The sequence below is a fragment of the Oceanobacillus neutriphilus genome (assembly GCF_014645515.1).
In the GTDB taxonomy this organism is placed as follows: Bacteria; Bacillota; Bacilli; order Bacillales; family Amphibacillaceae; genus Oceanobacillus; species Oceanobacillus neutriphilus.
In genome coordinates, this window is record NZ_BMLW01000001.1 from 373402 (window position 1) to 385963 (window position 12562).

11 protein-coding genes are annotated in these 12562 nt (G+C 36.7%); all 11 read right to left on the reverse strand.

The annotated features are described in order from the left end of the window. Window positions 1–10 precede the first annotated feature (10 nt). Window positions 11–955, reverse strand: coding sequence for an ABC transporter permease (locus IEX29_RS01700; RefSeq protein ID WP_188732814.1), 945 nt, complete (start codon window positions 953–955; stop codon window positions 11–13). A gap of 188 nt (window positions 956–1143) precedes the next feature. Beyond that, window positions 1144–2757, reverse strand: a complete 1614-nt coding sequence (locus tag IEX29_RS01705) for an extracellular solute-binding protein (RefSeq protein WP_188732815.1) — start codon at window positions 2755–2757, stop codon at window positions 1144–1146. A 115-nt stretch (window positions 2758–2872) separates the two neighbouring features. Beyond that, the gene (locus IEX29_RS01710; RefSeq protein ID WP_229720067.1) at window positions 2873–3784 is read right to left on the reverse strand and encodes an ROK family protein; all 912 of its coding nucleotides are present in this window, start codon (window positions 3782–3784) and stop codon (window positions 2873–2875) included. 229 nt (window positions 3785–4013) lie between these two features. Further along, window positions 4014–4952: a 1-phosphofructokinase family hexose kinase gene (locus IEX29_RS01715; protein WP_229720044.1), complete on the reverse strand. Its 939-nt coding sequence runs from the start codon at window positions 4950–4952 to the stop codon at window positions 4014–4016. A 27-nt stretch (window positions 4953–4979) separates the two neighbouring features. After that, a complete protein-coding gene (gatY, locus tag IEX29_RS01720; protein ID WP_188732818.1) occupies window positions 4980–5837 on the reverse strand; it encodes a tagatose-bisphosphate aldolase subunit GatY in 858 nt (285 codons plus the stop codon). 14 nt (window positions 5838–5851) lie between these two features. Continuing rightward, on the reverse strand, window positions 5852–7039 hold the full coding sequence (locus IEX29_RS01725) for an SIS domain-containing protein (protein WP_188732819.1): 1188 nt from the start codon (window positions 7037–7039) through the stop codon (window positions 5852–5854). A gap of 85 nt (window positions 7040–7124) precedes the next feature. Beyond that, window positions 7125–7841, reverse strand: a complete 717-nt coding sequence (locus IEX29_RS01730; protein ID WP_229720045.1) for a GntR family transcriptional regulator — start codon at window positions 7839–7841, stop codon at window positions 7125–7127. A gap of 156 nt (window positions 7842–7997) precedes the next feature. Then, window positions 7998–8840 (reverse strand): YitT family protein, encoded by an 843-nt coding sequence (locus tag IEX29_RS01735; protein ID WP_188732821.1) that lies wholly within the window; start codon window positions 8838–8840, stop codon window positions 7998–8000. A 1-nt stretch (window position 8841) separates the two neighbouring features. Continuing rightward, window positions 8842–10788: a BglG family transcription antiterminator gene (locus IEX29_RS01740; protein ID WP_188732822.1), complete on the reverse strand. Its 1947-nt coding sequence runs from the start codon at window positions 10786–10788 to the stop codon at window positions 8842–8844. A gap of 166 nt (window positions 10789–10954) precedes the next feature. Beyond that, entirely contained in the window at window positions 10955–11773 is an 819-nt protein-coding gene (locus tag IEX29_RS01745) for a PTS system mannose/fructose/sorbose family transporter subunit IID (protein ID WP_188732823.1), read from the reverse strand. Continuing rightward, window positions 11766–12545 (reverse strand): PTS mannose/fructose/sorbose/N-acetylgalactosamine transporter subunit IIC, encoded by a 780-nt coding sequence (locus IEX29_RS01750; protein ID WP_188732824.1) that lies wholly within the window; start codon window positions 12543–12545, stop codon window positions 11766–11768. Before IEX29_RS01750 ends, IEX29_RS01745 begins: the two co-directional genes overlap by 8 nt. Window positions 12546–12562: the final 17 nt, after the last annotated feature.

Genomic DNA, 12562 nt, shown 5'->3' on the forward strand with positions numbered 1-12562 from the left:
CAATTCCTCCTTACCACAGACTGTTCTCACTGGTTTTCCGTGCAACTTGATTGACGATCACCAGTAATGTTAAATTAATTACGGAATCGAACAGACCAATTGCTGCAGCAAAACTATATTGTCCTTCTAACAAACCGGTTTGATATACAAATGTTTGAATAATATCTGACGTTTCCGCATTTAGGTTATTTTGCATTAAGAGTACTTTCTCAAATCCAATTGCCATAAAGCTTCCGATATTTAAGATAAATAGAACCACAATAGTCGGCAATATCGCCGGGATATTAATATGAAGAATTCGCTGTATCCTTGTGGCCCCATCTATTTTAGCAGCTTCATGGAGCTCTGGATTAACACCGGATAGTGCTGCCAGATAAATGATAGTCCCCCACCCCAGCGTTTGCCATTGACCTGACCATACAAAAATATGGCGGAACCATTCCGGGCTTGTAAGGAATGAAATGGATGATCCTCCAAAAGAAGTAATCACATGGTTTATAATCCCGGTGATCGGGTCTAAAAAAGCAACAAGCATTCCTACAATAACAACAACAGACATAAAATGCGGCGCATATGTAAGTGTCTGTGACCATTTTTTAAAAGGACCATTTTTCAGCTCATTTAACATGAGCGCGAATATAATCGGTAATGGAAATAAAATAAGCTGATAAAGGCTTAAAATAATGGTATTTTTAATTAACCTCCAAAAATAGTAGGAATCGAAAAAACGGGAGAAATGTTCAAATCCAGCCCAGGGGCTGCCTGTTATTCCTTCTGTTGCATAAAAGTCTTTAAATGCAATTTGTACTCCATACATTGGAATATAATGAAAAATAGTGAAATAAAGAATTGCTGGCAAAAGAAAAACATATAATCGCCAGTTCAAAAGAACATTTTTCTTAAATTTATCTAATCTGCTATTTAAACTTATTGCGCGTGCAGGATTCTTTGCCATACTAGCCCTCCTTTTACAGCCATAACTACGTATTAACAAAGTAAAACTTTTATTGAGAAACGAGTCCCTTTCAAACAAATAAACTCTAAAGTTTATTGATGGTAAGAATACAAGAGGGAATGATTTTGCATCCCCTCTCTAAAAAGTTCTTCTTCTTAATTAGTCTGCTGCAGCAAATAGGATATCTCTTAGTTGCTCAAGTAACGTTCATAAGCATCCTGTTGAATTTCCATATATTGTTCTAATCCCATGTTTTCAAGAGTCTTAACATAGGTATCCCATTCTGAGAGCGGTGTCTGACCAGAAATAAACTGATCTGTCATTTCTGTTACATACTTCTCAATATCTGCTCCCACTGATGTCATCGTATTATTCTCCTCTTCTGTATACGTGAAGGATGGCCATACTTCTTCAATAAAATCAGGCTCCAGTTTTTCAGCGGCCTCTTTGGATGATTCTGTACCTTCAGCACCTTTAAAGTAATCCTCCTTTAAAACTCCAGGATATTGACCACCCGGCCAAGTCAGGTATTGCGCTACTGCCTGGTCTAATGTTAATCCATCTGGATTATCACGTATTTCTTCTACATACTCATACTCGCCGTCTTCTGTTTTTTCAAAAGTCTCTCCTTCAATCCCCATAAAGAATAGTTCGGCACCTTCATCACTGTAGAAATAATCCATCCAGCGCGCAGTTGCTGCCGGGTTTTCATTTTGACTGGTAATGACAAGCCCAGTCGTACCGGAAGGGAAATCGATACCAGTAAATGCTTTATCTCCATGAGGACCTTCCAACGTCAGTCCACCTGTATAGCTATCCCTATGCTCTCCAGGAAATAGCTCTGCCGGACTATGATTATACGTACTTCCATAGACTCCTTCACCTGCATTTGCATAGAATTGTTCCGGGCTGATAGAAAAAATATTCTCTTCAATTAAGCCTTCATCATAAAGTTTATGAATATATTCAAGCATTTCTTTATAATTATCTGATGCTGGATAGAATCGTACTGATTCTCCATCGGAATCCAAATCAATAAAACGATGATCTTTTCCTTTATTTCCAATTCCAAAGGAACCCTTCAAATAGGTTACTAGACCACTGATGGTTTGTGCACCGAATGGAATTTCCTCAATACTTTCATCTCCGCTCGGATTGCCTTCCTTCACTGCTTTTAAATACTCATAAAATTCATCTGTTGTTTCCGGCACATCCATGTCTAAAGCCTCCAGCCAGTCTTCACGGATCCATGGTCCCTCACTAATACGCAATGCAGAAAATTCCGGGTCAGAAATTAATGGGAAAGAATAAATATTACCGTCCGGGAACGTAATCGCCTTTTCTACTTCCGGGTACTCTTCTAATATGCTCTTAAAGTTTGGTGCATGCTCTTCAATAAGATCATTTAAAGGAATAAAAGTCCCCTGCTGTCCATACTTGAAAATATCAGGAACAGGAATTAATGCACTATGGAAAGCATCAGGCAAATCTCCGCTCGCTAAAGCAAGATTTCGTTTCTCACTCAGTCCCTCATGCGGTACCATGTCCCAATTCACGTTAATATTCGTCATTTCTTCATACTCATTCCAAATTAGAACATCATTCCAATCATCTGCGGTTGCTGGTGCCTTCCCTGCAAAAATATCTAACTCAATCGGTTCTTTTACAATCGGCAAACCAGAATCAGTAAGATTATCTAAGTCTTCCTCTTCGGCTGCATCACTGCTTGAATTCTTATTACTACAAGCAGCTAATATAAGAACTAACAGCGTCATCACAATAAATAACTTTTTTAGTTTCAATGAAAACCCTCCCCTTAAGTTAAATAGAAGTAAATAGTTTAATAAAAGCGATAACCGAAATGCTCAAGACTGCAATATAACTTCTTTCACCCCCCTTATATAATTTTTAATTACCTCATTTTAAAACGCTTACATTTTCGAAAGCATTTCTACTCGCCCCTATCACTCCGGCATTTTCTCCTAATTTACTGACTTTAATTAGACTATTTGCTTTTCCTTGTTCTAAAATCATAAAATTATCAACTAATTTATTTAGTAAATTAACTAGATATAGCTGATGATTAATGACACCGCCCCCACAAACTATTTGATGCGGGTTAATCAGGCAAGCAATAGTGTAAAGTCCTCCAGCCAACGATTCAAGCATCTGGTTAATTATCTTTACTGCTTGTTTTTCATTTTTTTGATACTTAAAAAACAATGTTTCTATTTCCAAATCTGGATCGTTATAGATGTCTCTTGCTAGCTGTAAAACCCCGGGACCTGAAGCGATATTTTCTAACGTTGTACTTGTTTGAGACTGGTCAATTCCCGGCATTGGAAGAAGACCAAGCTCCCCTGCAAACCCATTTCCCCTAAGAAATTTCCCATTATGTATAATCGAACAGGAAATACCAGTACTCACTGTCACATATACAAATGTAGCATTCTCTGGTAAGTCCGCTGCCTTCCATTCTGCATAAGCAGCCATATACACATCATTATCTATCGTAATATTTTTTATTGACGTAAATTGCTCTTTCAATCTCTCGACAATAGGGAAATTCCTCCACGGTAAATTGTTTTGGAAAACAGCTAATCCCTTCTCGCGATCTACTTTCCCTGGAACACCGACCCCCATTGAAGTTACTTCCTGCATAGAAATATCTGCTGAAAGAATTAATTGATGAATGCATCTGACTACTTGTTGAAACATTTCCTCCGGATTTTCCTTTATACTCGGAAGTTCATAACGATGAACAATATTTCCAACAGAATCTGCAACAATTGATGCAATTTTTGTTCCTCCAATATCTACACCAACCACATATTCCAATTTATCACCACCTTAAGTAAATATTTACTTATTTTTTAATAAATTATTTACTAATGTTTTTCTTATATTAACATACTGTTTTTTATTCGTCTATAATATTTTTAAAATTTAAAATTGATAAATAAAACCCCTTATACCATCAGTTTACTAAGAATAAGGAGTTATCCTCAGTCTATTCAAGTAAAAAAGACGTATCCTGGGATACGCCTTTTACTATCAATCATGAAATTTTCTTAACTTCAATCTGTTTTAAATAATACTCCAGCTGATTTAAGCTAATTCTTCCTGTCTGTTCTTCTAATGCGTTCAAAACGCCCATCACAATTCCAAACCGGATAAAATCTTCCCCTTCCAATCCCCGCCGGCAGCCTGCGGCCAAGCCCGCGATCACTGCATCCCCAGACCCGACTGGATTTACTGCTTCTACTGACGGACATATAACTTGATAAATTTTATCACCATGCTTTGCGATGGCTCCATTTTTCCCAAGTGTAATAATAACCCAGGATAACACATTAAATATCGGCTTTCTTAATGATTCTAAGACATCTTCCTTTTGCGAACATTTTACTCCCGCAAGCTCTTCAAATTCTTCCTGATTTGGTTTAATCAAAAATGGAATATGTTGATTTTCCAACGTATTCTGGATAAGAGAGCTTTTTGTATCCAGCAATACACGTTTATTTGCTTTTATTGCAATATCGATCAGCAGCTGATAAAAATGTTCCGGGACACCTTCGGGTAAACTGCCGGAAATAGTGACTACTTCTACTTTCTCTGCCATTTCTTGAAAAGTGGTCAGAAATGTTTTTATTTCCTTTTCGGCAATTATTGGACCACTTTCCAGAATTTCTGTCTGTTTCCCATCATGAATAATAGCAATACAATTTCGAGTTTCTCCTGCAATTGGTGTAAAGTTATGCATAATTCCATGAGAATTTAATTCCTCTTCAATAAAGCTGCCAAGATGTCCTCCTGTAAATCCGCAAGCAGTCACTTCTTCCCCCAATTGATGAAGAATCCTTGTAACGTTCAGGCCTTTGCCCCCAGCTGTCTTGGATACAGCTGCTGCACGATGAACATGATTTTCCTGAAAACGATTTACCCGATACTGTATATCAACAGAAGGATTTAGTGTAACTGTAAGAATCACTGTCATTCTTCCCCTTTCGTGCACAATCTCATCTTAAGCTTTACCCGCACTCATGCAAATAGCGATTTTTTCCTGGACAGCAGCTTTCATTGCTTTTTTAGCAGGCTCCAGATACTTTCTTGGATCCGTTTCATTTGGATATTTTATTAAATGCTCCCTCAATCCATGAGAAAAGGGGATTTTTAATTCTGTAGAAATATTAACCTTTGCACATCCTAAAGCAATACATTTTTGTACGTCCTCTTTTGAAATACCAGAAGCTCCATGCAGTACAATAGGAATATCAATTAATTTTTTAATCTTTCTCAGCCGCTCAAAATCTAAATTGGGCTCTGTTTCATATAAACCATGACCTGTTCCAATAGCAACAGCAAGTGAATCTACGCCAGTCCTTTCTACAAACTCAACAACTGTCGCCGGATCAGTATAAGCTGCTTCACTTGCCTCCACAACCAAATCATCCTCCTGACCGACAAGCTTTCCAAGCTCTGCTTCTACCGTTGCTCCATAAGCATGAGCTGCCTCCGCTACTTTCTTGGAAATAGCAATGTTTTCCTCAAAAGAATGATGCGAGCCGTCAATCATCACAGATTTGGTCCCAAGCTCTAAAGATACTTGAATAGAATCAAATGTTTCATGATGATCTAAGTGAAGTGCTATCGGAATATCGTTTTCTTTAGCTGCAACTTCTGCAATTGCCTGAATATAAGCACGTCCGGCATAATTCATTGTTCCTGGTGTTGCTGCCAAAATAACAGGAGACTGTTCCTCCGCTGCAGTCTGAACCACTGTTTGGACTGTTTCTAAATTATGAATATTAAACGCTGGAACGGCATAGTCTTCTTCTCTTGCTTTGATGAGCATCTCTTTTGTATTCTGAATCTCTCCCATTACAGCACCTCCTCTTATTTTTCTTCCTCTCCGGAATAATCATAAATCGTAACCCCTTGAACTACCCGATTGACACTTCCACTTGGACTTGGATTATCTGGCGTAATCCCTAATTGAGCAGATTTCTTTAAAGCCAGCACTTGCGGAAAAATAATATATAGCAGACTATTATAAAAATCATTTTGAATAACCGATTCGGTATGGTTAACAAATAATGACCAGTCCGCCAGCTCTTCTACTGTCTTATCATAACGTTCTCCAATAACAATCAGCTTCAGCTGTGAATCCTCTGCCGCAAGTTCTTTCACAATATCCAAATCATACTCTCTTGTGTATGGATTCTCGGAAAGAAATACGACAGCTGCAGATTGATCATTTAAGATAGATTTTGGTCCATGACGGAATCCAAGGGAAGATTCATAGACGGCAGCTACCTGTCCGCCGGTAAGCTCCAGCATTTTCAGAGAAGCTTCATGCGCCACATGCTGAAGCAGCCCGGAACCTAAATAAACAATCCGGTCCATAGGAATTTCTAAAATTTCTTCGACAGCCGGAGTGACTGTACCCAAAATGTTTTCTGCACACTTTGCTAACAGCTCAAGCTGCTGCTTTGATACTGGAGTAAGCGAAAACAGCTCATAGCATAAAAGCATCATACTCGTATAGCTGCTGGTCATTGCAAACCCTTGATCATGTGCATCATCAGGAGTTAAGATACTTAGGCTATTTGCATCATTCTCTGTCCGCTTCGCCAGTTCACCGTCTTTATTACATGTAATAACAACCTGATAAAAATCTTTCACAATTTGTCCGCCCAGTTCAACAGCAGCTACACTTTCCGGACTGTTTCCTGATCGTGCAAAAGACACAAGTATTGTCGGAACTTCTTTAAACAAATAGTTTTCGGGGTTCGATACAATATCCGTCGTTGCTGCTGCTTCAAATTGAGCAGTACCTTGATATTGGCGCTGCAGTACATGTGCCATAACATCTCCTGCAAAAGCCGAGGTTCCCGCCCCTGCTAAAAGTACTTTAACCTGCGTATGCTTTTTTAAAATGGATTGGATAAAACCTTGATACTGCGTGCGATTCTCCTCAAAGTTTGTAAAAGCCTCTAACCACACCTTGGGCTGCTGGTTGATCTCCTTCGCTGTATATCCTCCATACCCATCCTTTAATTCCTGTTCTGTTAAATGAAACATATCTAATTCCTCCTCCTTACCTGGTTATGTTGTCATAACCAGATATTTTTTATAAAAAACGCGAACAATTTTATCCGCGTTTTATCTACGTTAATTCAACCCTGTAATTAAACTTATCTCCTCTGGCAACGCTAATTGTATATTCAATCAGCTGTTCCTTGTGATAAGCAAAACGTCTAATCAGCATTACCGGCTGATTTTCTGCGAGTTCCAAATAGCCCGCCTCCAGCTCTCCGGCAGAAGTCGCTGAAAAGTCTTCCTCCACACGTGTAACTTTTCGCTGATAATCCTCTTCAAACACTTCATACATCGGTTTTTCAATTAAGCACTGCTTCGTTAAACCGGGAAAAAATTTTTGCGGGATATAGGATGTCTCATAGATAAGTGGTTCTTCATCTGCCAATCGCAGACGGATAACCTCATATACCGCTTCTCCTTCTTCCAGCCTCATCGCTGTCATCAATTTCTCATCAGCTGATTTCTGCTGGAACTCTAAAACATTCGATTTTGGGTTTTTATTCTTTTTTCTCATTTCATCGGTAAAACTGTAAAGCTGTTTCAAATCTTGTTTGAAGGCCATTTGTGATACGAAGGTTCCTTTGCCATGGAGCTTATAAATATAACCTTCCTGCTCCAATGCCTGGAGAGCCTGCCTCACAGTAATTCTGCTCAGCTCATAACGGTCACATAATTCCCGCTCAGAAGGGAGCTTTTCGTGCTCACGATAGGTTTGGTTTTCAATTTTCTCCTTTATTTCTTCAATTAATTGCAGGTATAAAGGGATTTTATTTGACTTATCCACGTATTCCAGCATCCTTTCTTACAACTGGTTATTACCAGTTGTCTATACTATACTGTTTTTTTGAAAGAAAGTAAATACCTTTTTATTGTGAATAGTAAATTTAAATGCAGAAATCTGCTGAGACATAACATACAATTACTATTTTCAGCAGCTGTATTATTGTACAGTCATAGATGCTTTATACCCTTTCCTTATAACCTCCTGAACCTGATGAACAGTTACATAAGCATTCACATCAATTTTTTTGATTAATTCTTTCGTCTTCAAAATATCTTTTTTTCTGCATACCAAATATAGTATTTTCTTTTCATTTTTGGAATATCCGCCATGCCCATCTAAAATTGTGATTCCATGAGCCATCTTGTATAATACATCATTTGCTATTTCATCAGCATGATTGGACATGATAAATATCGCTGCTCTTTCATCCATTCTATCTACAAAGTAATCAATTAACTTAGCACCAATATATACGGAAATAACTGTATACATTCCTTTATCAACTCCAATAATAAATACAGAGCTGAGTACAATAATAATATCTATCAGCAGCATTGCATTTCCGACAGATAATCCCAAATACTGATTCAATCCTCTTGCTAATACGGTAGTTCCGCCATTTGTTCCTCCAAATCGAAATATCAGTCCTAATCCGCCCCCTACAAATAATCCTGCAAATACAGCGGAAAGCAAAACATCCTCCGTTAACGGTCTTGTATTCTCTGTCAAATATAAAAGTAACGATGATGAAAATACAGAAAACAAGGTATAATACATTGTTTTTTTCTTAAATAATTTAAATCCTGCCAAAATCAGAATCAGATTAAATATCAGATTTGTAATACCTAACGGCCAATTAAACAGATAATGTGTAATAACACTGATTCCTATTACTCCGCCTTCAGAAAGCATATTAGGCATAATGTAAAAATTAACACCAATAACAAAGAGAAGGCTACCAATAAAGATTCCTGATAACTCCTTAAAAACCTGCTTCATTTTAATATCCGCTACTTTCCATGGTTAATATATCGTCTAAAAATACCTTGTAATTCTTTCTTTTTACTAATCTTTGTATATTCTCTTTATTCTGAGCCCATTTCGAAAACATCTCACACAAGATATTTAGGTGATGGTCTCCGTCTCTTTTCGTTTTTATTAAAAATAAAACTCTAACAACATCATTGTCCCAGACAATTGGATCATTAAGGACAGCAATATAACAGACAGGCTTCCTGCAAACTTTATGCAAGTCTTGTAAATGAACGATATTATTCCCTATCTCATGTGCGACAAAAGGAGCCTCTAACTCAGAATGTGATTCAACAATATCCTGTTCTTTTAAATCCTGCAGAATATTTTGAAGGATACTTTCTTTGTCGCTTCCTTCTAAATGAAAATTTGAAAAAGCCTCTTGAAAATATCTGTTAAAATAATCGCTGAAGTCTCCTCTGTAAAAATCAATATTATTAGCAATTTGCTGGATCTGTTTGATATAATCTCCTTTTTCTATTGCAACCTGAGGAATTGCTTCAGGTATATCCATTTCATAGGAAGATATAAAAATATCATAATCCCCTAGCCGCCCTATAATATCTTCTACAGAATCACAATTTGTGATCACATACTTATCCTGTGGGAACTTATCCCGCAGCTCCTCTAAATACATTATTGTTTCTGCCCGGCCTCTTCCGCTGACCATACAGATTGAAATTTTACTTTTTTTGTTTAAATTACGAAGAGCAACATTAAAATAAAGCATTAAATAACCAAATTCATTAAGGTTTATTTTTATATTAAAATAATCCTCCATTACTTTGACTGCAGATATCGTAACCTTTGCAGCAAAAATATATTTTTGTAAATTTTCATGTACAATGGGATTTCGTAAAACCATACCGCTTCTTACTCTTCTCAGCATCTGATAAACATGCAAAGCTAAATATTTTTTTAGAATAAAATCATTGGAAAGATCGATATCAAAATTATTCTTTATCTCAAAATAAACTGCCTCTAATGCCTGATCAATTTTTGGCCAATTCGCTTCTTTTATCATATTTTTACTTTGCAAAATTTGCTTTGTCTCTATATGCATGCTGATATACAGCATTTCATTATCACTTAGTTCTGCATTAAATTTTGAGTTCAGTATTTCCAAAAACTGTTGACTTGCCTTGCCTACATGGGAATTATCCTGGTTTAATTCCTTCGTATTGTCAGCATGTAAATCAATAGGATGATTTTGCTTATTACGTATAATAGATATTAATACGTAAACAGCTATGTTCTGTAAGGAAAAGTCTGATAGGATAACGTTAAAGCTATCGCATACTTCTTTTAACACACTCTCTATCTCCGGAATAAATGCACGATTATAATTTTCAAAACGAATATCCGGGTCATTATGATTCTCTGCGCTGAAGTTATTTTGAAAAAAATACTCTTCTATACATGTCCGCTTATTTAACTCATATCCCTTAATCGTTATTCCATAATTTGCTTTTGATATAAGAGACAATTGATAAGAATTTAAAATTCTCTTCACTTCCGGCATGTCTACATTTAATGTTGATCTGCTTACAAACATTTCTTCTGCTAAATCATCTAATTTAATATAACCGACATTTACCAGGAGTCTCCGGATAATATAAAAAATACGTTCATAATTATTCCTTTTATTTAAATGCAGTCTATTTATATTGATATGAGATAGATATTTATATAGATTTGTCTTTACCTCTGCTGTTTCAAAATATAATTTATATCCTTTATTCTCAGTAGAATCAATCTTAATTCCTTCTTTATCCAACTTATTCCTTAAATTTTTTATATCACTTTTTATTGTACGGACAGAAGCATCTGCAGTTAAAGCCAATTGTGCAGCTGTTTTATATTTTAACGATAATAATTCATTTAATATTAATAATTCCCGTCTGTTAAAATACAAATTATCACCTCTCTTTAAACAAAGGTATCTAATTATCTATTGTAAAGAACCCCTATCTAAAATCTATATAAATTTTAGACAGGGGTGTAAGAGATTTATTTCACAACGGACAATTTACTCCATCGCATAAGGCACTACATCAGTATTCCCTACAGGTAACATCCCTTTAGATTATCCCTATTAATGAACCGATAATACCAATAGCGATTGTTACTAATAATATAGTGGTCGGCTTCATTCCTCTTTTCAACAGGTAAAACATAAAAATAGTATACAGTAATGGTAATAACAGCGGAAAAATTTGATCCAGATAATCTTGCATTGGAATTTTTTCATCTCCAATAGTAAATACAAGAGAAGACTCCAACGTTACCATGGAGGCTGTCATTGCGCCAATAACCATCAAGCCGACAATTGTGGCACCTTTAGATATTTTTTGCATAATCCCCGAGTTATTGGCCTGATCCATAATCTTAGTTCCAAATTTATAACCAAATACACCGCCATAGTATCTGACGAGCATATGAGGTACATTAAATAAGAGCAGGAAAAGAATAGGTCCGAGTATACTTCCCTGCTGGGCTAAGGACAAACCGATACCTACTGCGATAATTCGCAAGGTTCCCCAGAACAACGAATCCCCTATACCTGCAAAAGGACCCATCAAACCAATTTTAACATTATTAATAATCTTTTTATCAAAAGATGGATTTTCGCTGGCTTCTTTTTCTAAAGCAGTAGCAACACCGGTAATCGTTGTTACAACATGAGGAGTTGTATTAAAAATGTTCATATGTCTTTCTAATGCTTCTGCCCGATCCTTCTCATTCTTATAATATCTTTTAATAGCCGGCCACATTCCAATGGAGAACCCAAGTGCCTGCTGTCTTTCGTAATTATAAGAACCTTCCAGCATAAAAGAACTCCAAAATATTTCACGCATTAATTTTTTCTCATCTTTGGTCAGTTTCCTCTTATCAGACATCAAACAGCTCCTCCTCATCCTCTTTATCAGTTGTATCAGAATCTCCATTTTTACCATTAAATTCATAAACAATGATGAAAGCAAGTACGACGCCAAATAAAGTAATTCCCAAAATAGGAATGTTCATATAAGCTAATAATGAAAACCCTAACAAGAAGTATAGGACATTTGTTTTTGTCATCATTGGAAGTAATAACAAAGCAAAACCAACTGCCGGTAATAGTCCTCCCGCCACTTCTAAACCATTCATAATTGCATCAGGAATATTATTAACAAATGCTTCCACAGCGTTTGATCCAAACAGTATAGCTACAAATCCGACAATAAAGTACATCGCACAGTGGAGCAGTAAGCCTCCAACATTCAGATTTATCATCCCTTTTATATTAGCCGCTTTCGCCAGTTTCATTGCATAGTTCATAAACCAGCTTCGAATAATAAAAACCAGAACTTTGATAGATTGTGCTAATAAAGCAATTGGTAATGCTAAAGCCAGGGCAACCTCTGCGCCACTATTACCAATAATTGCATACGCTGTTCCAAGTCCAGCTCCAACCAGAACATCTGGCGGAACAGCTCCGCCCACTTGAATAAAGCCCATAAAAACCAGCTCTAATGTTGCTCCAACCAGCAAACCAGTCTGTACATCACCAAGTGCTGCACCAATAATTGTCGAAACGACAATTGGCCTGATTACCATCGCTGTTCCCAGCATCTTTTCAATAAACCATAGTAAAGCTAGAATTATACCTACAATTAATGCTGTTTGCATGACAATCCCCCTTAAGC

Excerpts from the sequence above, each read along its gene's own strand:
- gatY (WP_188732818.1), bottom strand. The coding sequence starts at position 5,837 with ATGGGAGAGATTCAGAATACAAAAGAGATGCTCATCAAAGCAAGAGAA.
- IEX29_RS01745 (WP_188732823.1), bottom strand. The coding sequence starts at position 11,773 with ATGTCTGATAAGAGGAAACTGACCAAAGATGAGAAAAAATTAATGCGT.
- IEX29_RS01735 (WP_188732821.1), bottom strand. The coding sequence starts at position 8,840 with ATGAAGCAGGTTTTTAAGGAGTTATCAGGAATCTTTATTGGTAGCCTT.
- IEX29_RS01750 (WP_188732824.1), bottom strand. The coding sequence starts at position 12,545 with ATGCAAACAGCATTAATTGTAGGTATAATTCTAGCTTTACTATGGTTT.
- IEX29_RS01700 (WP_188732814.1), bottom strand. The coding sequence starts at position 955 with ATGGCAAAGAATCCTGCACGCGCAATAAGTTTAAATAGCAGATTAGAT.
- IEX29_RS01715 (WP_229720044.1), bottom strand. The coding sequence starts at position 4,952 with ATGACAGTGATTCTTACAGTTACACTAAATCCTTCTGTTGATATACAG.
- IEX29_RS01725 (WP_188732819.1), bottom strand. The coding sequence starts at position 7,039 with ATGTTTCATTTAACAGAACAGGAATTAAAGGATGGGTATGGAGGATAT.